General features: G+C 69.4%; 18 protein-coding genes. 11 read left to right on the forward strand and 7 right to left on the reverse strand.

The features are described from left to right. Positions 1-11: 11 nt before the first annotated feature. A complete protein-coding gene (gene putA / locus ABL844_RS05670) occupies positions 12-3,728 on the reverse strand; it encodes a trifunctional transcriptional regulator/proline dehydrogenase/L-glutamate gamma-semialdehyde dehydrogenase (protein WP_418130727.1) in 3,717 nt (1,238 codons plus the stop codon). Positions 3,729-3,904: 176 nt separating this feature from the next. Here putA and ABL844_RS05675 point away from each other — a divergent pair, with 176 nt between their 5' ends. Genes ABL844_RS05675 through ABL844_RS05685 form a run of 3 tightly spaced genes read left to right on the forward strand, consistent with a single transcriptional unit; the run spans position 3,905 to position 6,195 of the window. Beyond that, positions 3,905-4,984 carry a hypothetical protein gene (locus ABL844_RS05675; protein ID WP_418130728.1) on the forward strand — a complete coding sequence of 360 codons (1,080 nt, stop codon included), beginning with the start codon at positions 3,905-3,907 and terminating at the stop codon, positions 4,982-4,984. A 60-nt stretch (positions 4,985-5,044) separates the two neighbouring features. Further along, positions 5,045-5,656 carry a helix-turn-helix domain-containing protein gene (locus ABL844_RS05680; protein WP_418130729.1) on the forward strand — a complete coding sequence of 204 codons (612 nt, stop codon included), beginning with the start codon at positions 5,045-5,047 and terminating at the stop codon, positions 5,654-5,656. Continuing rightward, positions 5,653-6,195, forward strand: a complete 543-nt coding sequence (locus tag ABL844_RS05685) for an N-acetyltransferase family protein (RefSeq protein WP_418124600.1) — start codon at positions 5,653-5,655, stop codon at positions 6,193-6,195. The genes ABL844_RS05680 and ABL844_RS05685 overlap by 4 nt, the downstream gene beginning before the upstream one ends. A 40-nt stretch (positions 6,196-6,235) precedes the next feature. Here the strand turns inward: ABL844_RS05685 and ABL844_RS05690 are convergent, their stop codons facing one another. Next, entirely contained in the window at positions 6,236-7,378 is a 1,143-nt protein-coding gene (locus ABL844_RS05690) for an NADH:flavin oxidoreductase/NADH oxidase (protein ID WP_418130730.1), read from the reverse strand. Continuing rightward, positions 7,375-8,355, reverse strand: a complete 981-nt coding sequence (locus ABL844_RS05695; protein ID WP_418130731.1) for a DMT family transporter — start codon at positions 8,353-8,355, stop codon at positions 7,375-7,377. Before ABL844_RS05695 ends, ABL844_RS05690 begins: the two co-directional genes overlap by 4 nt. Positions 8,356-8,496: 141 nt before the next feature. Between ABL844_RS05695 and ABL844_RS05700 the strand changes: the two genes are divergently transcribed. The 4 genes from ABL844_RS05700 to ABL844_RS05715 all read left to right on the forward strand — a co-directional run bounded on the left by ABL844_RS05700 (position 8,497) and on the right by ABL844_RS05715 (position 16,351). Further along, positions 8,497-9,375 (forward strand): LysR family transcriptional regulator, encoded by an 879-nt coding sequence (locus ABL844_RS05700; RefSeq protein ID WP_418130732.1) that lies wholly within the window; start codon positions 8,497-8,499, stop codon positions 9,373-9,375. A gap of 210 nt (positions 9,376-9,585) precedes the next feature. Beyond that, positions 9,586-14,310: a CapA family protein gene (locus ABL844_RS05705; RefSeq protein WP_418130733.1), complete on the forward strand. Its 4,725-nt coding sequence runs from the start codon at positions 9,586-9,588 to the stop codon at positions 14,308-14,310. After that, positions 14,307-15,245, forward strand: coding sequence for an alpha/beta hydrolase family protein (locus tag ABL844_RS05710; protein WP_126021285.1), 939 nt, complete (start codon positions 14,307-14,309; stop codon positions 15,243-15,245). The genes ABL844_RS05705 and ABL844_RS05710 overlap by 4 nt, the downstream gene beginning before the upstream one ends. 11 nt (positions 15,246-15,256) lie before the next feature. Then, positions 15,257-16,351, forward strand: a complete 1,095-nt coding sequence (locus ABL844_RS05715; RefSeq protein WP_418130734.1) for an aldose epimerase family protein — start codon at positions 15,257-15,259, stop codon at positions 16,349-16,351. 33 nt (positions 16,352-16,384) lie between these two features. On the opposite strand, the gene ABL844_RS05720 is transcribed toward ABL844_RS05715, so the two are convergent. The 3 genes from ABL844_RS05720 to ABL844_RS05730 form a co-directional block, all read right to left on the reverse strand. Beyond that, on the reverse strand, positions 16,385-17,464 hold the full coding sequence (locus tag ABL844_RS05720) for a hypothetical protein (protein WP_418130735.1): 1,080 nt from the start codon (positions 17,462-17,464) through the stop codon (positions 16,385-16,387). A gap of 286 nt (positions 17,465-17,750) precedes the next feature. Then, on the reverse strand, positions 17,751-18,878 hold the full coding sequence (locus ABL844_RS05725; protein ID WP_418130736.1) for a 3-deoxy-7-phosphoheptulonate synthase: 1,128 nt from the start codon (positions 18,876-18,878) through the stop codon (positions 17,751-17,753). Positions 18,879-18,950: 72 nt separating this feature from the next. Next, positions 18,951-19,883, reverse strand: coding sequence for an SMP-30/gluconolactonase/LRE family protein (locus tag ABL844_RS05730; protein ID WP_418130737.1), 933 nt, complete (start codon positions 19,881-19,883; stop codon positions 18,951-18,953). Between the two features lie 116 nt (positions 19,884-19,999). Between ABL844_RS05730 and ABL844_RS05735 the strand changes: the two genes are divergently transcribed. Beyond that, positions 20,000-20,800 (forward strand): SDR family NAD(P)-dependent oxidoreductase, encoded by an 801-nt coding sequence (locus tag ABL844_RS05735; protein ID WP_126025640.1) that lies wholly within the window; start codon positions 20,000-20,002, stop codon positions 20,798-20,800. Positions 20,801-20,940: 140 nt separating this feature from the next. Here ABL844_RS05735 and ABL844_RS05740 read toward each other — a convergent pair whose 3' ends face one another. Continuing rightward, positions 20,941-21,906 (reverse strand): LysR family transcriptional regulator, encoded by a 966-nt coding sequence (locus tag ABL844_RS05740; RefSeq protein ID WP_369659517.1) that lies wholly within the window; start codon positions 21,904-21,906, stop codon positions 20,941-20,943. Positions 21,907-22,054: 148 nt separating this feature from the next. Here ABL844_RS05740 and ABL844_RS05745 point away from each other — a divergent pair, with 148 nt between their 5' ends. The 3 genes from ABL844_RS05745 to chvE all read left to right on the forward strand — a co-directional run bounded on the left by ABL844_RS05745 (position 22,055) and on the right by chvE (position 25,764). Then, entirely contained in the window at positions 22,055-23,509 is a 1,455-nt protein-coding gene (locus ABL844_RS05745; RefSeq protein WP_126025642.1) for an aldehyde dehydrogenase family protein, read from the forward strand. Positions 23,510-23,591: 82 nt separating this feature from the next. Beyond that, entirely contained in the window at positions 23,592-24,557 is a 966-nt protein-coding gene (locus tag ABL844_RS05750; protein ID WP_418130738.1) for an ABC transporter substrate-binding protein, read from the forward strand. 136 nt (positions 24,558-24,693) lie between these two features. Then, positions 24,694-25,764 (forward strand): multiple monosaccharide ABC transporter substrate-binding protein, encoded by a 1,071-nt coding sequence (gene chvE, locus ABL844_RS05755; RefSeq protein WP_184634931.1) that lies wholly within the window; start codon positions 24,694-24,696, stop codon positions 25,762-25,764. The last annotated feature ends 1 nt before the right edge of the window (position 25,765 follow it).

Raw genomic sequence — 25,765 nt, forward strand, 5'->3', positions numbered from 1 at the left:
GCCGGGAGCGCTCAGCCGATCGTCATCAGGCTCGCGTTGCCGCCCGCCGCCGCGGTGTTGGTGCTGATCGCGCGCTCCACCACCAGGCTTTCCAGCGGAATGCGCGCCTCGCCCGGCGCGAAGCCGCGCACGCCGACGATGGGGCCCGGCCGCGCGGCGATGCGCCGCATCACTTCCGAGAGCCCCTGCGCATCGCCGTGATGCAGCGCGGCGTCGAACACCACCGTGTCCGAAGACCAGTCGTTCGCGATGGCTACGTTCTGCTGCACCTCGGCCGGCAGCGACGCGAGCAGGCCTTGCGCCGCCGCATCGGCAGGCCAGATCGCGCTGCTGCCCACCGCCAGCACGGCGGCCAACTGCGCCAGCCGGTCCGCTTCCGCATCGGCCAGGCAAAGCACCGCCTCGCGCGGCTCCAGCCTGTAGACATTGCGCTCGCCGGTAGGCCCGGCCAGCGTGCGCGAACTGCCCGAGCGCGACTGCGCTGCGAAGAGCGCGCATTGCGCCGACAGCGCGGGCCGGCCGGTGGCATCGGCCCATCGGGCCAGCGCCGACAGCGCCGGATGCGAAGCCGGCGCGGCGCCCGCCACCGCGCGCGCCATCGCATCGTCAGGCCGCGCCGACAGCATGCGCAGCATGTACAGCGGCCCGCCCGCCTTCGGCCCCGTGCCCGACAGGCCCTCGCCGCCGAAGGGCTGCACGCCCACCACCGCGCCCACGATGTTGCGGTTCACGTAGACGTTGCCTGCCTTCGCGTTCTCCACGACCTGCGCGATGGTCTCGTCGATGCGCGTGTGCACGCCCAGCGTGAGCCCGTAGCCGGTGCCGTTGATCTGCCCGACCAGCGCGCCGAGGTCGCGGCGGCGAAAGCGCACGAGGTGCAGCACCGGGCCGAACACTTCGCGCTGCAGCTCGGCGATGCCGTCGAGCTCGATCAGCGTGGGTGTCACGAAGGTGCCGTGGCGGGTGTCGTCGCCATGCTCGCGGGCCTGGCGGAACACGGCATGGCCGCGCGCGCGCATCGCCTCGACGTGGCGCTCGATGCCGTCGCGCGCCTCGGCGTCGATCACCGGACCCACGTCCACCGAGAGGCGGGCCGGGTTGCCGATGGCGGCCTCGGCCATCGCGCCCTTGAGCATCGCGACCACGCGGTCAGCCGCTTCCTCCTGCACGCAGAGCACGCGCAGCGCGGAGCAGCGCTGGCCGGCGCTGTCGAAGGCGGAGGCCATCACGTCGGCCACCACCTGTTCGACCAGCGCGGAGGAGTCGACGATCATCGCGTTCTGCCCGCCGGTCTCGGCAATGAGCGGTACCGGCGCGCCGTGCGCGCCCAGGCGCTGCGACAGCGTCTTCTGCAGGATGCGAGCGACCTCGGTGGAGCCGGTGAACATCACGCCCTGCACGCGCGCATCGGCCACCAGCGCGGCGCCGACCGTCTCGCCACGGCCGGGCAGCAGCTGCGCCGCTGCGCGCGGAATGCCGGCTTCCCACAGCACGCGCACCGCCTCGGCCGCGACCAGCGGCGTCTGCTCCGCCGGCTTGGCCAGCACCGGGTTGCCGGCCGCAAGCGCTGCTGCGACCTGGCCGGTGAAGATCGCCAGCGGAAAGTTCCACGGGCTGATGCAGGCCATGGGGCCGAGCGCGCGGTGCGTGTCGTTGGAGAAATCGCCGCGCGCCTGCGCCGCGTAGTAGCGCAGGAAGTCCACCGCCTCGCGCACCTCCGCGATGGCGTTGGCGTACGTCTTTCCGGCCTCGCGCGTCAGCAGGCCGAGCAGGCGGGGCATGCCCTGTTCGAGCTTTTCGGCCGCGCGTTCGAGCAGCGCTGCGCGTTCGGCGGGTGGCGTGGCGGCCCATGCCGGCGCGAAGGCATGGGCCTGCGCGATGGCCGATTCGACATCGGCGAGCGTGGCTTCCTGGACCTGCCCGACGATGTCGCGATGGTCGGCGGGGTTCAGCACGTTCGCCGTCTCGCCGTTGGGCGCGGCCTCGGCCAGCATCGGCGCCGCACGCCAGTGGTCGGACGCGCTTTCGCCCAGCACTTGGCCCAGCGCGCGCAGGCTGTCGTCGCTCGCGAGGTCGAGGCCGCGCGAGTTGGCGCGCTGCGTTCCGTACAAGGCCGCCGGCAGCGGGATGGCCGGATGCGGCAGGCCCGTCATGCCTTCCTGCACCGCCATGTGCTCCACCGTCGCGACCGGGTCTTCCACCAGCACGTCGAGCGGAATCGTCGGGTCCGCGATGCGGTTCACGAAGGAGGTGTTGGCGCCGTTCTCCAGCAGCCGGCGCACCAGGTACGCCAGCAGTGTCTCGTGCGTGCCCACCGGCGCGTAGATGCGGCAGGGCCGCGCGAGCGGGCCCACCACCTGCTCGTACAGCGGCTCGCCCATGCCGTGCAGGCACTGGAACTCGTACTGCCCCGGCTCGTAGCGCGACGGATCCGCCATCGTGTAGATGGCCGCCAGCGTGTGCGCGTTGTGCGTGGCGAACTGCGGGTACACCGCCTCGGGCGCATCGAGCAGCTTGCGCGCGCAGGCGAGGTACGACACGTCTGTGTAGGCCTTGCGCGTGTAGACCGGGTAGCCGTCGAGGCCGTCGAGCTGCGCGCGCTTGATCTCGCTGTCCCAGTAGGCGCCCTTCACCAGCCGCACCATCAGCCGGTGGCCGCTGCGCCGCGCGAGGTCGATCACGAAGTCGATCACGAAGGGGCAGCGCTTCTGGTAGGCCTGCACCACGAAGCCGATGCCGTTCCAGCCTGCGAGCCGGGGCTCGAAGCACAGGCGCTCCAGCAGGTCGAGCGAGAGCTCCAGCCGGTCGGCTTCCTCCGCGTCGATGTTCAGGCCGATGTCGTGCTGCCGCGCCAGCAGCGCGAGGTCGCGCAGCACTGGGTACAGCTCGGCCATCACGCGCGAATGCTGCGCGCGGCTGTAGCGCGGGTGCAGCGCCGACAGCTTGATGGAAATGCCCGGCCCCTCGTACACGCCGCGCCGCGCCGACGCCTTGCCGATGGCGTGGATGGCCTCTTCGTACGCGGTGCGGTAGCGCTTCGCGTCCTCCATGGTCAGCGCCGCCTCGCCGAGCATGTCGTACGAATAGCGGAAGCCCTGTGCCTCCAGCTCGCGCGCGTTGGCGAGCGCCTGCGCGATGGTCTCCCCGGTGACGAACTGCTCGCCCATCATCCGCATCGCCATGTCCACGCCCTTGCGGATCAGCGGCTCGCCGCCCTTGCCGATGAGGCGCGTGAGCACCGTCGACAGGCTGCTCTCGCTGTGCGTGGCCACCAGCTTGCCGGTGAGCAGCAGGCCCCAGGTCGCGGCGTTGACGAACACCGAGGGGCTGCGGCCCGCGTGCGACTGCCACTGGCCGTGCGCGATCTTGTCGCGTATGAGCGCGTCGCGCGTGCCCGCATCGGGAATGCGCAGCAGCGCCTCGGCCAGGCACATCAGCGCCACGCCTTCCTGCGACGACAGCGCGTATTCCTGCAGCAGGCCCTGCACGAGGCCGGCGCGGCCGCTCGCGCTCCTGCGGTCGCGCAGCTGCCGGGCGATGCGCATGGCGAGCGCCTGTGCCTCCTCCGCCTGATCGTCTGGCAACCGGGCCTGCGCGAGCAACGGCGGCAGTGCCTGCGGCTCGGGGCGGCGGCAGGCCGTGGTGATGCGGGCGCGCAGCGGCGAAGGCGCGGATGGCAGTCCGTCGGCGAACGCCTGGGAAGAGGAGGGCAGGGGGTCTGGGTTCATGGCGGTTCGTGGTGGGATTTGTTGGATGATCCGCGCCCCGTTGCCGAATTTGTGTTCGAAGAGCGGCGCTTCGGTAGAGCAAATCGCTATGTAAAGCAGCGGGCAAGTCAGCTTCGCCGGATGTGGCGGGCAGAGAATCCGCTTCCATTCCGTTCCATCCCGGGAGTCGCACGAACATGCCCAGCTACAGATGGTTCCTTTCCTTGGCCCTCGCCGCCGCGTACATCGCGCCATGGCCGGCTCATGCGGCAACGGCCGATGCCTCTGCCTGCATGAACTCGGCGGCCGCGGACTGCTTGCGCAGCTTCACGCCGCCAGGGGCCGGCGGCGCACTTCACTTCTACTCGTCGCTCGACCCCGACGCAGCGGCGACCGCCGGGCCGACCAGAGCGCTGATCGCCATGCACGGGCACTCGCGCGATGCCAACAAGACCTTCGAGGCCGCGCTGCGCACCCTGCGCAACGCCGATGCGCTCGGCGACACGCTGGTGATCGCGCCGCTCTTCCAGGTCGCGGCCGACAAGGCGGTGGCCGGCCGCTGCAACACCGCGGGCGTGCCGGTCGCGCAGCCCGGCGACCTGCTGTGGACCTGCGGCTCCTGGCTCGAAGGCGCGCGCTCGGCATCGGGCAATCGTGTCGGGTCCTTCGCGGTCATGGATGCGCTGGTCGCCGACATCGCGCGGCGCTGGCCCAGCCTGCGCACCATCACCGTCGCGGGCTTCTCGGCCGGCGGGCAGTTCGTGCAGCGCTACATCGCCTTCACGCAGCACGACGGCAAGCCGGCCATGCGCTATGTGGTCGCCGACCCGAGCACCTGGCTCTACTTCGACGCGGTGCGCCCGCAGTTCTCGGCCGACGGTGCTTCCGTGACCGGCTTCTCCGTGCCCGACGCAGCCGCATGCCCGCGGACGAACCGCTGGAAGTACGGCACCGACGACCTGCCCACATGGCTGGGCCGCACCGCCGCGCAGGCACGCGAGCAGTACGCGCAGGCCGACATCAGCTACCTGGAAGGCGCGCTGGACAGCAACGACGCCAAGGGCACCGCCTACCGCGTGCTCGACAAGTCCTGCGCGGCGCTCGCCCAAGGCTCGTTCCGCATGCAGCGCGGCCTGGCCTATGCGGAGTACGACCGCAAGCTGCTCGCGCCCGACAAGCGACGCGAGGTCGTGGTGGTGCCGAGCTGCGCGCACGACGTGGCCTGCGTGTTTCCCTCCGAGGCCGCGCGCGCTGCGCTGGTCGGGCCTCCACGCTGACCGGAGGAGCCTGCCGGCGGGCTTGACGCGATTTCCTTTATGGTGGACATTTCATCCAATATGAAGGAAATTAAGGAATCGGCTGAGACGGAAACCCCCTCCGGCCTCAACGACCGCATCGCCCAGCGCGTGCGCGACCTGCGCGCGGCGCGCGGCTTCTCGCTCGACACCCTCGCCACGCACTGCGGCGTGAGCCGCTCGATGATCTCGCTCATCGAACGCGGCGAGAGCAGCCCCACCGCGGTGGTCCTGGAAAAACTTGCGACCGGCCTCGGCGTATCGCTGGCCTCGCTGTTCGAGGCGCCGGCCCCGGCTGCCGATCCGGTCTCGCGGCTGGCCGACCAGCTGCAGTGGCGCGATCCGCACTCCGGCTACCTGCGCAGGAACGTGTCGCCCGGCGGCGTCGCGTCGCCGATCCAGATCGTCGAGGTGGAGTTTCCGCCCGGCGCCCGCGTGGCTTACGAAACCTCGGCGCGCGAGCCGCTCATCCACCAGCAGGTGTGGGTGCTCGACGGCGTCATCGAACTCACCGTGGGCGACGAGCTGCACCGGCTCGCCACCGGCGACTGCCTGGCGATGGTGCTCGACCGCCCCACCAGCTTTCACAACCCCTCGCGCAAGAACACGCGCTATGCCGTCGTGATCGCGACCGCCCCTTCTTCCTGGAGATGAACATGACGACCGTTTCCGCCGGGAGCACCCCGGCCGTCCGCCTGCTGGACACCGTTTCCGAAGCGCAGCTGCGTGGCCTTGCCGCCGTGCTGGCCGATTGCGTCGAGGGCGGCGCATCGGTGAGCTTCATGCAGCCGCTGACCGCGCAGCGCGCGCAGGCCTTCTGGCGTCGGGTGGCCGATGGCGTGGCGAGCGGCGAACGCGCGCTGCTGGTGGCGGAGGACGAGGAAGGCATCCTCGGCACGGTGCAGGTGGTGCTGGCGCAGCCCGAGAACCAGCCGCACCGCGGCGAGGTCGCCAAGATGCTCGTGCATCGACGCGCTCGCCGCCGGGGCATCGGCGCGCTGCTGATGAAGGCGGCCGAACGGGTAGCGCGCGAACGCGGCAAGACGCTCCTGGTGCTCGACACATCGAGTGCCGACGCCGAGCGGCTCTACGAGCGCTCGGGCTGGGTGCGTGTCGGATCGATTCCGGGCTTCGCGCTGCTGCCGCAGGGCGAGCCTTGCGACACCACCTTCTTCTATCGCGAGCTGAAGTGAAGGTCGGCGCGACGAGGGGCCGTTTCGCAACCCGCGCGGTCTAACGTGCGCCGAAGGCCGCGTTCTCGAACAGATCCTTGAACTCGCGCGGCTGCGAGCGCCAGTACTGGTGAGGCGCCTTCACCCGCGCACCCAGCTCGGCAGCCGCATGCCAGGGCCAGCGCGGGTCGTAGAGGATCGCGCGCGCCAGCGACACCGCATCGGCCTGGCCGTTGGCGACGATAGCCTCCGCATGCGCGGGTTCGGTGATGAGTCCCACCGCGATGGTCGGCAGCCCGACCTCGGCCTTGATGCGTTCCGCGAACGGCACCTGGTAGCCCGCGCCCAGCGTGATCGCCTGCTGCGGCGACACGCCGCCGCTGGACACGTGGATGGCCGCGCAGCCGCGCTCCTGCAGCGCGCGCGAGAAGGCGACGGTGCTGTCGAGGTCCCAGCCGCCGGGCACCCAGTCGCTGGCCGACACGCGCACCCACACCGGCCGGTCGGCGGGGAACACCTCGCGCACCGCCTCGAAGACTTCGAGCGGGAAGCGCAGGCGGTTCTCCAGGCTGCCGCCGTATTCGTCCTCGCGATGGTTGGCGATGGGCGAGAGGAACTGGTGCAGCAGGTAGCCATGTGCCGCATGCAGCTCGATGCCGTCGATGCCAAGCCGCGTGGCGCGGCGCGCGGCGGCCACGAAGGCGTCGCGCACGCGCGCCAGCCCGGCGGCATCGAGCGCGATCGGCGTGTCTTCGCCGGGTGCATGCGGCACGGCCGAAGGAGCCCAGGCCTTCCAGCCGCCGGGTTCGCCGGGGTGAATCTGCTTGCCGCCCTCCCACGGTGCGCGGCTCGAAGCCTTGCGCCCCGCGTGGCCGAGCTGGATGGCGATCTTGATCGGCGAGTGCGCGCGCACCGCGTGGAGCACCTTCGCCAGGCCTTCCTCGTTGGCATCGGAATAGAGCCCGAGGTCGCCGGGCGAAATGCGGCCGTCGGCCTCCACCGCCGTCGCCTCGATGATCAGCAGCCCCGCGCCGGAGAGCGCCAGGTGGCCCAGATGGATCAGGTGCCAGTCGCCCGGCGTGCCTTCGGTGGCGGAGTACTGGCACATCGGCGCGATGACGATGCGGTTGTCGATCCGCAGGGGGCCGAGCTGAAGGGGCTCGAAAAGATGGCTTCGGGGGCTGTCGCTGTCGCTGGTGCTCATGAGGGTGTGGCTCCACAGGTCCGGTAATTCTGCTGTGGAGGCGCGATCGTTGCAGCCGCCGTGGCGGAAGCCTTGCGGCTCGATGCGGTATGGATCAGGAGCGCCGCGATCACCATCGCCATGCCGGCGACCTCGCTCGTGGTGGGCAGCCGGCCCATGGCCGCGCTCATCAGCAGCGCGGAAACCGGAACGAAGTTGAGGAACGCCGTGCCCGTGACGGCGCCGAGCGCGCGCACGCCGTAGTTGAAAGCCAGCACCGAGATGGCCGAAGGCACCACGCCCACGAAGAGCAACGCATGCCACGACAGGCGCAGCCCTTCCACGCTCGGCACCGCGGACCAGCCCAGCACCGAGGCGCCGACCGCCGCCGCCAGCAGCACGGGCCACGAGGCCAGCACCGTGAGCGCGGTGTACTCGATCACGTCCAGATCCGGAAAGTGCGTGGTGCCGCGCGTGTACCAGACCCAGCCCAGCGTGCCGCCGAAGGCGATCGCGTCGCCCATCAGCGTGCTCGCCCCGCCAGGGGAGCCCGCGCCGCCGGCCAGCAGCCCCGAGACGGTCGCCACGCCCAGCAGCGCCAGTGCGCTGGTCAGCAGGGTGGTGCGCGTGGGGCGCACGCCGTCGAGCAGCCAGCGCACGATCTGCGTGGTCATGGGCGTGGTGGCGATGATGACCGCGCCGTGCGAGGGCACCGAATGCGCCAGCCCCACCAGCAGCATGACGCTGAACACGCCGAAGCCCGCCGCGCCGCGAAGCGCCAGCGGCCCCGCATGCCGGCGCAGCTTGCGCCACGGGGCGGCGCCGCGCGGCAAGATCAGCAGCACGAAGAGCAGCGCCGACAGCGTGTAGCGGATCAGCGTGAACCACACCGGTTCGACATGGTGGAGCACGCCCTTGCTCACGAGGAACAGGGAGCCCCACCCGGAGGTGGCGAGCAGCAGCGCGGCGGTGCCGGCGATGCGTTGGCGACGGGACATGGGAAACCAGCCTTTTCTTTGCGATGGATCGATGCCCCAAGAATCGGGGCTGCGGTCCGCCATTGCCATTCGCATCTTTGGACAGGGGGCTCCAAAAAAGCGAACGGACGCATCGGGCGCCGGCGCTCACAATCGGCGGCCATGGAGCTCTACCAACTCAAGACCTTCGTCGCCATCGCCCGCGAGGGCAGCCTGACCCGTGCCGCCGAACGCGTGTTCACCAGCGCGCCGGCAGTCAGCGCCCAGCTCAGGGCGCTGGAAGACGAGCTCGGCGTGAAGCTGTTCGAGCGCACGCCGCGCGGCATGTCGCTCACCGAGGCCGGCGTGCGCCTGCTCGACGAGGCCGAGCGCACGCTGGCATCGGCCATGCGCATGCGCTCGGCGGCCGACCAGCTGCGCGGGGCGGCGCAGGGCGTGGTTCGCTTCGGCACGGTGGTCGATCCGGTCGCGCTGCGGCTGGGCGAGGTGCTGGTGACGCTGGCGCAGCGGCATCCGCAGGTGGCGCTGCAGCTGAGGCAGGGGTTGTCGTACCAGACGCTCTCGGCCGTGCAGCGCGGCGATCTCGACTGCGCCTACGTGCTCAGCGACGCGGAGCACGTCGAGGGACTGGAGCTGCACCGCCTGGGCGCGGTCGACCTGGTCGTGGTGCTGCCGTCGTCGGTGGCCGAGGCGCATCCCGGCCTGTCGCTCGACGAGCTCACGAACCTGCCGTGGGTTGGCACGCCACCCTCGTGCGTCCTGCGCGTGCATCTCGAGAAGCTCTTCGCTGGCGCAGGCCGCGAATACCGCCAGGGCCGCACGGCCGATGACGAAAGCGCCATCCGCAGCATGGTCGCAAGCGGCATGGGCGCGGGGCTGATCCGGCTCGACCAGGCGCAGCAGGGCGAGCGCAACGGCGAGCTCGCGATCTGGAGCGGGTGGCGCTCGCACACCTGGCTGTGCTGGGTGGCGCCGGGCGGTGACCGGCGGGCAGTCGCGGTCGAGGCGGTGAAGGTGGCCGTGATGGAGGCCTGGACCTGAGGCTGCGCCTCGTGCGGGGGCCGGCACGAGTGGGCATTGCCGGGCGGAGTTGCTGAGACAGTTGCTGAGACTCCAGGCGGCAGCGCATGGTCAGCCAGCGGTCAGGCCGCGCGCAAATTCCATGGATTGACGGGATGGCGGCCAGTGTCGCGGCCTGTCATGATTCGCGGCTGCATGAATCACGAGCCGAAGAATCCACTCGCAGATCTGTTGAACCGTGCCAGGCAGGCCCTGGCGGACCCGGCGGGCATGCTGCCTCCGGCGGCGCCGGTCACCGCCGAGGCGGGTTGCGTGGTCTTCTTCGCCATCGGCGAGGCCAGCAGCCGGGCCCGCGTGGCCTCGGGCCGGGGCTCGGACATCGAGGCCGCCTGGCGCGCCGCCGCCGATGCCGTCGCCGCGCAAGCCAGGCGCGGCGCGCAGCCTCCGCAGCGCCTTCGCGCGGAGATCGTCGACAAGGTCGTGCCGATGAGCTGGGGCGAGCTGAAGGCCAGGCTCGCGAAGACCAAGCGCAACTACTTCAACGAGGGAATCGCCTTCGACGCGCGCTTCGAGTTCGCCCTGCTCGCGCAGGAGATGCACGGCAGCGCCGTGCTCTACAACGGCGACGTGGACCATGCCGAGCCCAACACCGGCAACCTGCGGCTGCACACCAAGCGGCGCTTCGGCCGCGAGCTCGACTTTCCTTCCGACGACGCCGCGCCGGTGTGGTGCTTCACCACGCGGGCCGTGTACGTCGATGCCAAGGGCGCGTGGCCCGTCACCGCCGAGGGGCAGGCCGCGGGCTTTCGCGAACTGAGCGACTGGAACGCGCAGCAGGTTCATGCGCTGATCGACGACGCGGGCAACTACCTCGCCGCGCAGGTCAAGCCCACGGGCGAGTTCCACTACGGCTGGTTCCCCTGCTTCGACCGCACCATTCCCACCTACAACACGCTGCGCCACGCGAGCTCGACCTACGCGATGCTGGAGGCCTGGGAGCTCACGCGCAACGACACGCTGAAGGCGGCCATCGACCGCTCGCTGGCCTTCCTCGCCGGCACGCTGATCCGTCCGGCCAACCTGCCCGACGGCACGCGCGCGGCCTACCTGCTGGACATTGGCAGCGAGATCAAGCTTGGCGGCAATGCCGTGTGCCTGCTCGCGCTGGTCAAGTACACCGAGCTCACCGGCGACGAGCAATACCTGCCGCTGCTGGAGCAGCTCGCGCTCGGCATCCGCCACATGCAGGACCCGGAGACCGGCAGCTTCGTGCACGTGCTCAATGCGCCTGCGCTCGACGTGAAGGACAAGTTCCGCGTCATCTACTACGACGGCGAGGCCGCCTTCGGGCTGATGCGCCTGTACGGCCTCACGCGCGACGCGCGCTGGCTCGCGGTGGTCGAGAAGGCCTTCGAGCACTTCATCGCCGCGGAGCACTGGCGCGCCCACGACCACTGGCTGAGCTACTGCGTCAACGAGCTCACGCGCTACCGGCCCGAGCTGCGCTACTACCGCTTCGGCCTGCAGAACGTTGCGGGGTATCTGGACTTCGTGCTGGAGCGCATCACCACCTTCCCCACGCTGCTCGAACTGATGATGGCCGCGCGCGACATGGTGCTGCGGCTGGAGGCCGACCCCGAGCTTCGCCCGCTGCTGGCCGGGCTCGACCGCGACAGGTTCGACCGCGCGCTCGAATACCGCGCGCGCTATCTCGCCAACGGCCACTTCTGGCCCGAGCTGGCGATGTTCTTCCGCAACCCGGCGCGCATCGCCGGCTCGTTCTTCATCAAGCACCACAGCTTCCGCGTGCGCATCGACGACGTGGAGCACTATCTCTCGGGCTATGTGGCCTATCACCGCATGCTGAAGGCGGGCGAGGGCGCAGCGGTAGCCGACGCTGCGGACAGCGCCACCGGCACCGTCGCATGGGGCGGCGACGTGAACCTCTCGCGCCGCCAGCACTACCGGCTGAAGGATCTCGGCGGCGCGCACCGGATGCTCGGCAACATCGCCGCGCTGCGCGAAGCCGACCTGGGCATCGTGAACCTCGAATGCGTGGTCGCCACCGTCGGCGAGCAGGGCGTGGACAAGGGCGAGGCCGGCCCGTACTACTACCGCGCGCGCCCCGAGATGCTCGCGGTGCTGACCGAGGCCGGCATCGGCATGGTCGCCACCGCCAACAACCACAGCGGCGACTACGGCCCCGAGGCGCTGATGGAGCAGCAGGCCCTGCTGCAGGCCGCGGGCATCGCCCACGCCGGCACCGGCCGCACGCTGGAGGCCGCGTTGCGCCCGGCCTTCCGCCGCGCGGGCGGCGTGCGCGTGGCGCTGTTCTCGCTCGACGCCACGCAGCCGAGCTTCGCCGCCACAGCCGCCAGCGCGGGCGCCGCCTGGCTGCCGCTCGAAGACCCCGCCGCATGGATCGCCACGCTCGCGCCGCGCATCGAGGCCGCGCGCCGCGAGGCCGACGTGGTGCTGGTTGCGGTGCACTGGGGCGCCAACCTCGAGACCGAGCCCACGCAGGCCGAGATCGCCGTCGGCCATGCCATCGTCGATGCGGGCGCGGACGCGGTGCTGGGCACTTCGGCGCACGTGCTGCAGGGCATCGAGACGTACAAGGGCAGGCCCATCCTGCACGACGCCGGCGACCTGCTGTTCGACTCGGTGCGCAACGACCTCGGGGATTCCGGCGTCTTCACGCTGAAGCTGAGCCCGCGCGGCGTGGAGGAGGTGGTGTTCACGCCCGTGGGCGTGGGCTTCGGTTTCTCGCGCCAGCTCGAAGGCGATGAAGCGCGGGCATCGAGCGAACGCTTCACCGCGCAATGCAGCGCGCTCGGCACGCGGATGAGCCCGCTGCCGGGAGGCCGCTGCGCGGTGCGCCTGTCGCCGCCCGCGCGGCCCGCGTTCCATGCGGACCCGTCCGGCGCCGGCGTCCAGGACTTCCGGCCCGCTCGCGCCATTGCGCCCCTGCCGACGCCGCGGCCTGAGTGGCTGGTGGACGAGGTGCCCAGGGAGGCGCGCATCGCGCCGCTGCAATTCGGCCCGCTGCGCCTCTTGGGGCTGCGCTGCGTGCCCAGGCAGATCGTCGGCCGGCGCATGCTGTGGATCGAGTCTTTCTGGAGCATCGACGCTCCCGTCGCCGCCGACTTGCGCCTGCACTTCCGCGCCTTGCCGATGCGCAGCAAGCGCATGCCGCCATGGGGCGAGGGCATGGACCACGACCCCTGCGACTGGATGTGGCCCACCAGCCGCTGGGAGCCCGGGCGCATATACCGCGACCGCTACGGACTGCGTCCGCCGCGCGCCGGCCTGCTCGAAAGCGACGTGCTGCAGATCGAGGTGGCCGTGCGCGGCGAGTGGCCCGAGCTGCCGCCCGCGCGGCGCCTCACGCTGTGGTGCGGCCTGCGCGTGCCGGATCTGCCCGTGCCGTTGCCGCAGCGCCCCGCGCCCGTGCTCTGGGCCGACCGGCCCGGCGCCGGCCCGAGCCCCGCACCCGTGTGGACCGCCGACGAACTGCAGCGCGCCACCGGCGGGCGCTGGCTGGTCGAGCCGCCGCCGGGCTGGTACGCCAACTCGGTGGTGCGAGGACCGGTGCACATGGGCGTGCTGCCGCAGCCCTCGCTCTTCGTCGCTTCCGACTACCGCACGCTGGCCGTGCACGAGAGCTACAGCAAGCCCAGCTCCGACAACTGGGACCGCCACCTGGAGCTGCCCCGCCTGCAGATGGCGTTGGCCGGGGCCGTGATCGCGCACACGGTGGAAGGGCTCGATGCGGCCTTCCCGCTGCTGCAGGCCGACGACCCCATCCGCGCGATGCTCGCCATGGGCGAGGCTGCGCGGGAGCGTTTCAAGGGCCTGGTGGTGGGCGTGACCGGCACCGTGGGCAAGTCGTCCACCATCGCGATGCTGCGCGACCTGCTGCCCGAGCGCGCGCGCGTGCACACCACCGTCTACAACTACAACTCGCGCGTCGGCGTGCCGGCCACGCTCGCGAATCTCGGGCCCGACACCGACGTGTGCATCCTGGAGATGGCGCAGAGCGGCCTGTGGATGGACCGCGGCCCCATCTCGCTGATGGCCCGGCCGCACGTGGCCATCCTCACCGAGGTGGGGCTGTCGCAGACACGGCAGGCTCCGACGCTGGAGCTCACGGCCGCCTACAAGTCGCGCATCTTCCTTGGGCTGGAGCCCGGCGGCGTGGCGATCGTGCCCGACCACATTCCCTGCCTGCGCCAGGTGGTGGACATGGCCGCGCTCACGGCCGGCGCGATCTGGGTGGTGGGCAGCGGGCCCGACGCCAATGTGCGGCTGATCGAGACCCGCCCCGAGCCCGGCGGCGGCTGCCGCGTGCGCGTCGCCGCGCCAGGGCGCACCTTCGAATACCTGTTCCCGGTCGAGAGCGCGGGGCTGGTGCGCAATTCGCTGCTCGCGTTCGCGGCGCTGCTGGCCATGGGCTTCGACGGTGAGGCCGCCTGCGCGCGCATGCCGCAGGTGCGGCTGCCGGCATCGGTGATGCAGGTGCGTGCGCTGCGTACGCAGGCCGGCGTGCAGGCCACGCTGATCGACGACAGCTGGAACGCCGAGGTCATGTCGATGCGCAACGCCATGGAGTTCGTGCGCAACTGGCAGCGCGCCGACATCGGCACGGGCGTGCTGCGCAAGATCGGCGTGCTGGGGCGCATCGTCAACCTCGACAAGGACGCCGAGGCCATGCACCGCAGCCTGGCGGCGCCGCTGCTGGCCTCGGGCATCCAGCACCTCGTGACGCACGGCAACGAGATGCGCTGGCTGCGCGAGGAAGTGCCCCCCGAGCTGCTCGGGCCGCACTTCGACGACGCCGCGCAGCTCGCGGGCTACCTCGGCGGCTTCCTGCGAGACGGCGACCTCGTGCTGGTGAAGGGCGACCGCGACCGGTCGGATTTCGGCAGCATCCCGGGGCTGCTGCAACGGCTATGAAGCTGCTGCACACGCTTCGAAGACTGCGCTTCGTGCTGCTGCTCGTGGCGCTGGCGCAGACCGCCTGCGCGCAGCGCACCGGGCCCGACGTGCCCAGAGTCTTCGCCGCCGGCGCCGACGAGGTGCTGTACTGGAACCAGCCCGCCGACCGCGCCCGCTGCCCCGACCGCAACGGCTTCCTGTGGGTGCAGGCGGCCGAGGGGCCGTCGTGCATCCGCTACTTCGCGAGCGACGACATCGACGGTGCGCGCATCGCCATCGTGCAGTTCTCCGGCGACCGCGACGGCGTGATGGACCAGGCGCCCACGCGCATCCCCGGGAACACCGAGGAGCTGCGCACGCTCGACGCACAGCGCAGCCGCGACCGCGCGGGCGTGCCGTGGATCTTCGTGGCACGGCCCGGCACGTACGGCTCCTCGGGCGACCACCGCAAGCGCCGCCAGCTTGTCGAGTTCCATGCGCTCGATGCCGCGCTCGACGCCCTCATGCAGCGCCACCGGCTGCAGCGCATCGTGATCGTCGGCCACAGCGGCGGCGCCACGGCCGGCGCCGCGCTGCTCACGCTGGGGCGCACGCGCGTCGCCTGCGCGGTGCTCACATCCGGTGCCTACGGCCTGCTGGAGCGCGCGCGCATGCTGGGCCGCTCGAAGGACGGCCGCACCGACACCACCGGCAGCACGCAGTTCTACGACCCGCTCGACCACGTGAACGGCATCGTGCGCGACCCGGCGCGGCGCATCGTGCTCATCGGCAATCGCGAGGACAGGAACACGCCCTATGCGCTGCAGGAGCGCTTCGCCGATGCGGTAGCCAAGGCTGGCCACCGCATCGAGCTGCGCACCCACGCGGCCGAGCCGCCCGACTTTCACGACCTCAAGGACCGCATCGCGCTGCATACCGCGTCGCAGTGCGCACGCGAGGCACTCTTTCCCTGATCACCGCACACATGAGCAATCGAGAACAGAAAAGCAGCATCGCATCGCGCGAGTACGGGCGCATGCCCGACGGCCGCGTGGTCACCGAGTACACCCTCGACAACGGACTCGGGCTGAGCCTGAGTGCCATCAACGTCGGGGGCATCGTCACCGCGCTGCGCGTGCCCGACCGGCACGGGCGCAGCGGCAACGTGGTGCTGGGCCTGCCCTCGCTGGCCGACTACCTGGGGCCGCATCCGCACCTCGGAACCATCGTCGGGCGCTACGCGAACCGCATCGCGGGCGGGCGTTTCACGCTCGATGGCAAGGCGTATCAACTGGGCCTGAACAACGGCCCCAATTCATTGCACGGCGGCGCGACGGGCTTCGGCAAGCGCTACTGGGAGATCGCGCCGGTTCCGGCGGAGCAGGCAGGAGGCGACGCCATCGCCATCGAGCTGAGCTACACCAGCGCCGATGGCGAGGAGGGCTACCCGGGAGAGGTGCGGCTCACGCTGCGCTACACGCTGAGCACCAGGGCGAACACCTGGCGCATCGACTACAGCGCCATCGCCGACAAGCCCACCGTGCTCAACCTGAGCCACCACGATTACTTCAACCTCGCGGGCAGCGGCTCGGTGATGGATCATCGCCTGATGCTCGCCGCGAGCCGCTACTGCCCGGTCGATGAGACGCTGATCCCGTTGGGCACCGCCGACGTGACCGGAACCCCCTTCGACTTCCGCACCGCGACCCGCATCGGCGAGCGCATCCGCGAAGGCCACGAGCAGCTGATGCGGGCCCATGGCTATGACCACAACTGGGTGCTCGACCGCGCCAATGCCGGGCAAGGCCTCGCGCTCGCGGCCCGGCTGGAGCACGAGGCTTCCGGCCGCGTGATGGAAGTGCACACCAGCGAGCCCGGTGTGCAGTTCTACTCGGGCAACTTCCTCGATGGCAGCCTCTTCGGCAGCGCTGGCGCGAGCCTGCGACAGGGAGACGGTCTGTGCCTGGAGACGCAGCATTTCCCCGATTCGCCGAACCAGCCGGAATTTCCGTCGACGGTACTGCGGCCCGGGGAGCGCTTCCACAGCGCGACGGAGCACCGGTTCTCACTGATGGGTTGATGCCGCTCCCGCGATCGCACATGCAATCGCAGGTCAATAGAGGCTGTAGTGGTAGTCGTAGCTGCGAAACCGCAGCTGCGGCTTTCGAGGCTCGTCGAAATGGAGCTGCAGCAGATTGCGCGGGTGGGCCGTGTCGACCAGCAGCTGTTCTTCGCTTTCGGGCGACGCAGCCTGCGAAAGAGCGAGGCGCTTGAACACGTGGGTCAAGGCCGCTTCGGCCGTCTGGGGCTGGTAGTCGTCGTCCAGCAGCAGCGCGGGCTCGGCGATGTGCTCCTGGTGCAGCCAGTACCAGACACCTTCGTTCGGCGTCGCGGGCTGCGCGCCGGGGTTGCCCTGGTCTCCGGCGCTGTTGGGCGGCTCGCCGGCGACCACGCCTTGCGGGTCCCAAGCGAGGGCACCCAGGCCGTCGCCGATCTCCGCGAATACGGCCACGCTGCGGCGGTAGCGCGCCAGGACCGAAGGCGGCAGCAGCGCGCCGAGGCCGCCGTTGCCGTCGCCGTATCCGCCAAGCCCGAGCAGCAGGCCCTCGGCCGTCTGCAGGCGATGGGGCTGCAGGAAGTACGAGTTGTCGATCCGGATGTCGGCTTCGGCAAGCAGCACGCGCAGCGGGGAAGGCAGTGTGGTGCCGAGGCGGGCTTCGGCTTCGATCAGCGCGGCCTCGGCCTCGGCGTTAGTGCCGGCGGGCGGACGGGCGTTGCCGACCTCCACCAGCCCGGAGAGTTCGGCGAAGGCGCGGATGCGCTCGACCAGCGGCCTGGCGGTGTCGTAGAGAGGGTGGGAGATGCGGGCCATGTCGAGCACCGACCAGCGCCGCCTGAACGACGTGGCCTTGCCCTGGGCATCGACGTGCGATCCGCGCAGCTCGAGCCGACTCAAGTTCTCCGGCAGATCGAACACCACCGAAGGTCGTTTCTTCAGCCCTGGCAGCGTGGCCGTGTGCTCCAGCCTCGCGATGGCCTTGCCATCCGCCAGCACGTCGGCATTCACCTGCTCGCCGACCTGGAGCCATGGATGGATGCCTGCACGCCCCTTCGCCGCGTGCAGCGGCGGTGCGTCTCCCGCGAAGACTTTGGAAAAGAGATTGCCGATGTAAGAAGAAAGAAGCGCTGCCATGTTCGATGTGTGGATATCGCCGCCCGGGAGTCGATGCGCGGGTGCCGCGCAGCAGGACGCCGAGTATCGTTTCACGAAACTCCCGCACGCACTTCACCTCGACTTCACCGCGCGTGGGCACACTGCGTCCCGACAGCGGTTCGGCGCTGGTAGAGGCAAAAAAAGAGGGGGAGGGAAACCGCTCAGGGACCGCCTCGATGCCAGCCGCTGTCGCCATTCACCCGGCGTGTTCAAGGCCCTGCGGCCTTGAACGCCGCCACCACCCCAAGCTCCAAAGCTCCCGCCGTCAGGCCTTCGACGACAGGCGCCGCCGCGCCTTGACCGCGGAAGCCAGCCCTTCGAGCACCGGCACCGTCTGCGCGAAGCCGATGCAGGCATCGGTGATCGACACGCCGTGCTGGAGCGGCACGCCGGGCTTCAGGTCCTGCCGTCCCTCTTCGAGGTGGCTTTCGATCATGATGCCCGTGATGCGCCGTTCGCCGCCCGCGATCTGCGCCGCCACGTCTTCGGCCACCACGATCTGGCGCTGGTGCTGCTTGCTGCTGTTGCCGTGCGAGACGTCGATCATCACCTGCGGGCGCAGGCCGTTGGCCAGCAGCGCCTCGCAGCTGGCGGCGACGTCGGCGGCCGAGTAGTTGGGCGCCTTGCCGCCGCGCAGGATCACGTGGCAGTCGTCGTTGCCGCGGGTCTCGAAGATCGCGGACATGCCCATCTTGGTCATGCCCATGAAAGCGTGCGGGGCGCGCGCGGCGAGGATGGCGTCGGCCGCGACCTTCACGCTGCCGTCGGTGCCGTTCTTGAAGCCCACGGGGCAGCTCAGGCCCGAGGCCAGCTGACGGTGGCTCTGGCTCTCGGTGGTGCGCGCGCCGATGGCGCCCCAGGCGATCAGGTCGGCGATGAACTGCGGGCTCAGCAGGTCGAGGAACTCGGTGCCGGTCGGCAGGCCCAGCGTGGTCAGCTCCAGCAGCAGGCGGCGCGCGCGCTCCAGCCCTTCGTTGATCGCGAAGCTGCCGTCCAGGTGCGGGTCGTTGATGTAGCCCTTCCAGCCGACGGTGGTGCGCGGCTTCTCGAAGTAGGCGCGCATCACGATGATCAGGTCGTCCTGCAGCGAGTCTGCGACCTTCTTCAGGCGCTGCGCGTACTCGATGGCCTGGTCGTGGTCATGGATGGAGCAGGGGCCCACCACCACCACCAGCCGGTCGTCGCGATCGTGCAGCACGTCGGCGATCTCCGTACGGCTGCGCTCGACCAGCGCCAGCGTGTTGTCGCGCACCGGCACGCGCTCCTGCAGCAGCGCGGGCGTGATGAGCGGACGGACCGCGCCGATGCGCACGTCGTCGATGCGGGTGGTGTCGAGCGTGCTGTCGCGGGAGCCGATTTCGGCGTCGTGGAGGGGGTCGTCGAGGCGGGGCATGGTCGTTGATGCAGTTTCCGATGGATGCCTCGATTGTCCCCTCGTCGCGACGCCGGCCTTGCGGGGGGCTGCTCAGCCCGCGAACAGGGCGGCCGGCACGCCCGGGCTGTCGATGCGGACCCTGAAGAGCCCGCCTGCCAGCGGCTCGGCCGCCTCCTGCTCGGGCGTGAGGCCGTTGCGGGCGGTCGTGATGTAGAGCGTGCGCATGTCGGCGTCGCCGAAGGCGCAGTCGGTGACGTGGCTCGCGGGTATGGCGATGCGGCACAGCTCGGCCGCGCTCACCGGATCGTGGCAGGTGACGCAGGAGCCGCCCCAGTGCGCGATCCACAGGCGCCCGGCCGCGTCGGTGGTCATGCCGTCGGGCAGTCCGTCGGGTTTGGGAAAGCGATGCCACACGCGGCGGTTCGACACGGTGCCCGCTTCCATGTCGAAGTCATAGGCGTACAGGTTGTTCAGCACCGTGTTGTTGAAGTACATGGTGCGGCCGTCGCCCGACCAGGTCGGGCCGTTGGTCACCTCGAAGCCGTCGTCGTGCTTCGTGCAGCGGCCGCCGGCGTCGTAGCGGTAGAGCGCGCCGGTGGGCGCCTTGCAGTCGAAGTCCATGCTGCCGGCCCAGAAGCGGCCGCGCGCATCGCACTTGCCGTCGTTGAAGCGGTTGCCGGTGCGTTCGGGCTCGGGCTGGTGCAGGTACTGCGGTTTGGCTTCGTCGCCGGGCGCGGTGGTGTCGAAGAGCGCGAAGCCGCGGCGCAGCGTGATGAAGAGGCCGGGTGCCGATGCGCGCTCTGCGATCGCGGTGATCTCCTCGTCGAAGTTCCAGGTGCGCTGCGCGCCGGTGGCCGGGTCGTAGCGGAAGAGGCGCGGCGTGAGGATGTCGATCCAGTACAGCGCCTGCTCGCGCTGCGACCACATGGTGCCTTCGCCGAGGTTGGCGCCTGCCGGCCAGATGCACTCGGCCTGGCCGATGACGGAAGGAGAGGGAACGGGGCTGCTTGTCTCTTTGCTCATTGGTCTTTCTTCTTTCCTGTTCGTGTCTGTCTTCTTGACGCGGCGGATCGTATCAAGGCATATTGATAACCGAAATCGAAAATCACGGCATCGATTGATATGCATATTGCAATGTCATGAGATGCCCACCCCGGAGACTTTTCTTGAATTCCCCCCAGCTTTCCATTCATCCCAGCCTCAAGGGCCGCACCGTGTTCGTCACCGGCGGAGGTAGCGGCATCGGCGCGGCCATCGTCGCCGCGTTCGCCGAACAGGGCGCGCGCGTGGCCTTCGTCGACATCGCCGAAAGTGCCAGCGCGGCGCTCGCACGGCAGATCGAAGAGGCCGGCCATGCCGCGCCGTGGTGGCGCGCCTGCGACGTGCGCGACATCGCCGCGCTGCAGAAAGCCATTGCCGATGCGGCGGCCGAGCTCGGCGACTTCGCGGTGCTGGTCAACAACGTGGCGAGCGACGACCGCCACACGCTCGAATCGGTCACGCCCGACTACTACGACAACCGCATGGCCATCAACGAGCGGCCCGCGCTCTTCGCGATCCAGTCGGTCGTTCCGGGCATGAAGCGCCTGGGCTTCGGCTCGGTGGTCAACCTCGGCTCCACCGGCTGGCAGACCAAGGGCTCGGGCTACCCCTGCTACGCGATCGCGAAGTCGTCGGTGAACGGTCTCACGCGCGGCCTGGCGGTGGATCTGGGCCGCGACCGCATCCGAATCAACACCGTCTCGCCCGGCTGGGTGATGACCGAGCGGCAAGTGAAGCTGTGGCTCGACGAGGAGGGCGAGCAGTCGCTCAAGCGCAACCAGTGCCTGCCCGACAAGCTGATGCCGGAAGACATCGCGCGCATGGTGCTGTTCCTGGCATCGGACGACGCGAAGATGTGCACCGCGCAGGAGTTCACCGTCGACGCCGGTTGGACCTGAATCCAACAGCCGAACGCAGAAGAAATACAAAAACTACGCAGAAGTCGCAGAAGAGACCGAAACCATTTTTTGGGTTTCCTTCTGCGACCTCTGCGAAACCTTCGCGCCCTCTGCGTCCGGCTGCCCGATCCCGTATTTCCTCAGTCGATCTCCATCTCCAGCTTGCGCCCATAGACGCTGACGCTCGCCGTTTTCAGCGCCTTCATCATCACCTTCGCCGCCGGTGACGGCAGCCGGTCGGTGCGCGTGATGATGCCGAAGGCGTCCATGTGGCAGGGCATGTCCAGCGGCAGCAGCGACACGATGCCGTGCGAGGCGTAGTAGCGCGCCACGTCGGTCGCGAGCACCGCCACCATGTCGCTCTGCTGAAGCATGCGCGTGATGAAGAGCAGGGCCGAGCTCTCGATGGTGTTGGTCGGCGGCGCAAGGCCTTCCTCCTGGAACATCAGCTCGAAGCGGTGGCGCAGCACGCTGCCCGCGGGCGGCACGATCCAGCCGGCGCCCACCACGTCGCGCAGCGTGAGGCCGCTCACGCCCAGCAGCGGATGGCCGGGTCGTACCAGCGCGCACACGGGTTCCTCGCTCAGCGCCTCGTAGCGCAGCTGCGACTTGTCGTGCTCGGCGAAGAGGCGCGCCACCAGCATGTCGAGCTTGCCCTGCTCCAGCCGCTCGATCAGCACCGGGCTGGTCTCGATCTCCAGCGACACGCGCAGGTCGGGGTGTTCGCGCTTCACCATCGCCACCGCAGGCGGCATCAGCGTGAGGCCGGGAGCGGTGATGGCGCCCACGCTCACCTGGCCGAAGCGGCCGGCCTTCAGCGCGGTGAGCTCGTCGTGCGCCTGGTTCAGGCTCGCGAGCGCGACGCGGGCGTGGCGGATCATGGTCTCGCCGTACCAGGTCGGGCGCATGCCGCGCGGCAGGCGCTCGAACAGCGGCACCTCCAGCACGTCTTCCAGGTCCTTCAGCAGCTTGGAGGCGGCCGGCTGCGTCATGTTGAGCACCTGCGCCGCGCGGTGGATGTTCCCCTCCTCGGACAGCGCCACGAGCAGCAGCAGCTGCCGGGTCTTGAGGCGGGCGCGGATGAACCAGTGGTTGTAGTTGGTCATGTCTCCGGGCTTTAAACAAAGGACTGATCGGGTTTTCCAGAATCCGGCGATCGATATCCATTTTGCTTAAAAAACGATTGGATTGATATCAAATCTGTTTCTAGACTCCGGGCATTCCAAGAACAACAGAGACAAGGTCCAGGCCCCGGTGATCCACGGCGAGCTCCATCAGAACGTGCGGCAGTACATCAACGGCCGCTGGGAAACCAGCGCGACCACCGGTGTGAGCGCCAATCCTTCGGACACCAGCGAAGTGGTGGCCGAGTACGCACGTGCCGATCGCCGCCAGGCCGAGGCGGCCATCCGCGCCGCCACGGAAGCCTTTCCGCACTGGAGCCACAGCACGCCGCAGCGGCGCGCAGATGTGCTCGACCGCATCGGCACCGAGCTGCTCGCGCGCAAGGATGACCTGGGCATGCTGCTGGCGCGCGAGGAGGGCAAGACGCTGGTCGAGGCGGTGGCCGAAGTGGCGCGCGCCGGCCAGATATTCAAGTTCTTTGCCGGAGAAGCGCTGCGCGGCGGTGGCGGCGAGAACGTGGCCTCGGTGCGCGCGGGCGTGCAGGTCGACGTCACCCGCGAGCCGGTGGGCGTGGTGGGGCTCATCACGCCGTGGAACTCGCCTTTCGTGGTGCCCGCATGGAAGATCGCGCCCGCGCTGGCTCATGGCAACAGCGTGGTGTTCAAGCCGGCCGAACTGGTGTCTGGCTGCGGCTGGGCGCTGGCCGAGATCATCAGCCGCGCCGCATTGCCGGCGGGTGCCTTCAACCTCGTGATGGGCAGCGGCCGCGAAGCGGGGCAGGCGCTGGTCGACAGCCCGCTGGTCGATGCGCTGAGCTTCACGGGTTCGATGGCCAACGGCGAGCGCATCCTGCAGGTGGCGGCTGCGCGGCGCGCCAAGGTGCAGCTGGAGACGGGCGGCAAGAACGCGCTGGTGGTGCTGGCCGATGCCGACCTCGACCGCGCGGTCGATTGCGCGGTGCAGGGCGCGTATTTCTCCGCCGGGCAGCGCTGCACCGCGTCGAGCCGGCTCATCGTCGAGTCGGCGGTGCACGACGCCTTCGTGGCGAAGCTGCGCCAGCGCCTGAAGACGCTGAAGATAGGCCACGCGCTGGAGCGCGGCGTGGACATCGGCCCGGTGGCCGACGAAGACCGCCTCGCGCAGGACCTCGCCTGGGTCGACACCGCACGCGAGGAGGGCGCCGAGCACGTCTGGGGCGGCGAGGCGCTGGAGCGCGCCACCGCCGGCCACTACATGAGCCCCGCGCTCTTCCTGGCGAAGCCCTCGCACCGCATCGCGCGCGAGGAGATCTTCGGCCCGCTGGCCTGCGTGCTGCGCGCCGACGACTACGACGAGGCGCTCGCGCTGTGCAACGACACGCCCTTCGGCCTGTGCGCGGGCATCTGCACCAATTCGCTGAAGCACGCGATGCATTTCAGGCGCCATGCCGTGGTCGGCATGACGATGGTCAATCTGCCGACCGCGGGGGTGGACTTCCACGTGCCCTTCGGCGGCCGCAAGGGGTCGGGCTACGGGCCGCGCGAACAAGGGCGCCACGCCGCGGAGTTCTACACGACGGTGAAGACCGGCTATATGCTGGCCTGAACCGGACGGGGTTCTTTTCAGTTTCGTTTTTCATCATCCACGCCAACCGGCATTCCTCGAATCATCAAGAAGGAGACATCCCATGACCATGAATCGCCGCACCCTCAATACCGCCCTGGCCGCCGCCGCGCTCGGCGGGCTTCTGCCCGCTTCCGTGCTCGCGCAGAAGAAGCTCGTGCTCGGCTTCGCGCAGGTGGGCGCCGAGAGCGAATGGCGTACCGCCAACACCGAGTCGATCAAGTCCTCGGCCAAGGAGGCGGGCATCGAGCTCAAGTTCTCCGACGCGCAGCAGAAGCAGGAAAACCAGATCAAGGCCATCCGCTCGTACATCGCGCAGAAGGTGGACGTGATCGCCTTCTCGCCGGTGGTCGAGTCGGGCTGGGAGACCGTGCTGCGCGAAGCCAAGGCCGCGAAGATCCCGGTGGTGCTGACCGACCGTTCCGTCAACACCAAGGACGACTCGCTCTACGTGACCTTCATGGGCTCCGACTTCACCGAGGAAGGCCGCAAGGCCGGCCGCTGGCTGGTGGAGAAGATGAAGGACCAGAAGGGCGACGTGAACATCGTCGAGCTACAGGGCACCGTGGGCTCGGCACCGGCCATCGACCGCAAGAAGGGCTTCGAGGAAATCATCAAGGCCGACCCGAAGTTCAAGATCATCCGCTCGCAGACCGGCGACTTCACGCGCGCCAAGGGCAAGGAGGTGATGGAAGCCTTCCTGAAGGCCGACGGCAAGAAGATCAATGTGCTGTACGCGCACAACGACGACATGGCCATCGGCGCGATCCAGGCCATCGAGGAAGCCGGCCTGAAGCCCGCGAAGGACATCGTGATCATCTCCATCGACGGCGTGAAGGGCGCGTTCGAAGCCATGATCGCCGGCAAGCTCAACGTGTCGGTCGAGTGCAGCCCGCTGCTCGGGCCCCAGCTCATGCAGGCCGTGAAGGACATCAAGGGCGGCAAGACGCTGCCCAAGCGCATCGTGACCGTCGAGAGCATCTTCCCGATGGAAGTCGCGGCAAAAGAGTTCCCCAATCGGAAATATTGAGTACTCCCCCAGGCTTCGCGCACTTCGTGTCGCTTCGCCAACCCCCTCGCCGGGGGCAACACCGGCGGCCGGCAAAGCCGGTTCCGCGGTGTTCCCCCAAAGGCCATTCCCATTGAAAGACGGATTTACTAGCACCATGAAACGCAACTTCCTCAAGGCATCGCTGGCCGGCATCGCACTGGCCATCGTCGGCTTCGCTCCGCTGGCCAACGCGCAGGACAAGGGCCTGATCGCCATTTCCATGCCCACCAAGTCGTCGGCGCGCTGGATCGCCGACGGCGCCAACATGGTCAAGTACTTCAAGGACAAGGGCTACAAGACCGACCTGCAGTACGCCGAAGACGACATTCCCAACCAGCTCGCGCAGATCGAGAACATGGTGACCAAGGGCTCGAAGGTGCTGGTCATCGCGGCCATCGACGGCACCACGCTGTCGGACGTGCTGCAGAAGGCGGCCGACAAGGGCGTGAAGGTCATCGCCTACGACCGGCTCATCAAGGGCTCGAAGAACGTCGACTACTACGCCACCTTCGACAACTTCCAGGTCGGCGTGCTGCAGGCGCAGTCGATCGAGGCGGCGCTGGGCCTGAAGAGCGGCAAGGGCCCGTTCAACATCGAGCTCTTCGGCGGCTCGCCCGACGACAACAATGCCTTCTTCTTCTACAACGGCGCGATGTCGGTGCTCGACCCCTACATCAAGAGCGGCAAGCTGGTGGTGCGCAGCAAGCAGATGGGCATGGACAAGGTCGGCACGCTGCGCTGGGACGGCGCGGTGGCGCAGGCGCGCATGGACAACCTGCTGTCGGCCTTCTACACCAAGGACCGCGTCGACGCGGTGCTCTCGCCGTACGACGGCCTTTCCATCGGCATCCTCTCGTCGCTCAAGGGCGTGGGCTACGGCTCGGCCTCGCAGCCGATGCCGGTGGTGTCGGGGCAGGACGCGGAGATCCCCTCGGTGAAGTCGATCCTGCGCAAGGAGCAGACCTCGACCGTGTTCAAGGACACGCGCGAGCTGGCCAAGGTGACGGTCGCCATGGTGGACGCGATGCTTTCGGGCAAGACGCCCGAGGTGAACGACACCAAGACCTACAACAACGGCATCAAGGTCGTGCCTTCGTACCTGCTCAAGCCCGTGAGCGTGGATGCGTCGAACTGGAAGCAGGTGCTGGTGGACAGCGGCTACTACAAGGAAAGCCAGATCAAGTGAG

The organism is Variovorax sp. 278MFTsu5.1 (genome assembly GCF_048305045.1).
In the GTDB taxonomy this organism is placed as follows: domain Bacteria; phylum Pseudomonadota; class Gammaproteobacteria; order Burkholderiales; family Burkholderiaceae_C; genus Variovorax; species Variovorax guangxiensis.

What these genes read in the sequence shown, in the direction of transcription:
- putA (WP_418130727.1), bottom strand. Translation starts at nt 3,728, where the DNA reads ATGAACCCAGACCCCCTGCCCTCCTCTTCCCAGGCGTTCGCCGACGGA.
- ABL844_RS05675 (WP_418130728.1), top strand. Translation starts at nt 3,905, where the DNA reads ATGCCCAGCTACAGATGGTTCCTTTCCTTGGCCCTCGCCGCCGCGTAC.
- ABL844_RS05680 (WP_418130729.1), top strand. Translation starts at nt 5,045, where the DNA reads ATGAAGGAAATTAAGGAATCGGCTGAGACGGAAACCCCCTCCGGCCTC.
- ABL844_RS05685 (WP_418124600.1), top strand. Translation starts at nt 5,653, where the DNA reads ATGAACATGACGACCGTTTCCGCCGGGAGCACCCCGGCCGTCCGCCTG.
- ABL844_RS05690 (WP_418130730.1), bottom strand. Translation starts at nt 7,378, where the DNA reads ATGAGCACCAGCGACAGCGACAGCCCCCGAAGCCATCTTTTCGAGCCC.
- ABL844_RS05695 (WP_418130731.1), bottom strand. Translation starts at nt 8,355, where the DNA reads ATGTCCCGTCGCCAACGCATCGCCGGCACCGCCGCGCTGCTGCTCGCC.
- ABL844_RS05700 (WP_418130732.1), top strand. Translation starts at nt 8,497, where the DNA reads ATGGAGCTCTACCAACTCAAGACCTTCGTCGCCATCGCCCGCGAGGGC.
- ABL844_RS05710 (WP_126021285.1), top strand. Translation starts at nt 14,307, where the DNA reads ATGAAGCTGCTGCACACGCTTCGAAGACTGCGCTTCGTGCTGCTGCTC.
- ABL844_RS05715 (WP_418130734.1), top strand. Translation starts at nt 15,257, where the DNA reads ATGAGCAATCGAGAACAGAAAAGCAGCATCGCATCGCGCGAGTACGGG.
- ABL844_RS05720 (WP_418130735.1), bottom strand. Translation starts at nt 17,464, where the DNA reads ATGGCAGCGCTTCTTTCTTCTTACATCGGCAATCTCTTTTCCAAAGTC.
- ABL844_RS05725 (WP_418130736.1), bottom strand. Translation starts at nt 18,878, where the DNA reads ATGCCCCGCCTCGACGACCCCCTCCACGACGCCGAAATCGGCTCCCGC.
- ABL844_RS05730 (WP_418130737.1), bottom strand. Translation starts at nt 19,883, where the DNA reads ATGAGCAAAGAGACAAGCAGCCCCGTTCCCTCTCCTTCCGTCATCGGC.
- ABL844_RS05735 (WP_126025640.1), top strand. Translation starts at nt 20,000, where the DNA reads ATGAGATGCCCACCCCGGAGACTTTTCTTGAATTCCCCCCAGCTTTCC.
- ABL844_RS05740 (WP_369659517.1), bottom strand. Translation starts at nt 21,906, where the DNA reads ATGACCAACTACAACCACTGGTTCATCCGCGCCCGCCTCAAGACCCGG.
- ABL844_RS05750 (WP_418130738.1), top strand. Translation starts at nt 23,592, where the DNA reads ATGACCATGAATCGCCGCACCCTCAATACCGCCCTGGCCGCCGCCGCG.
- chvE (WP_184634931.1), top strand. Translation starts at nt 24,694, where the DNA reads ATGAAACGCAACTTCCTCAAGGCATCGCTGGCCGGCATCGCACTGGCC.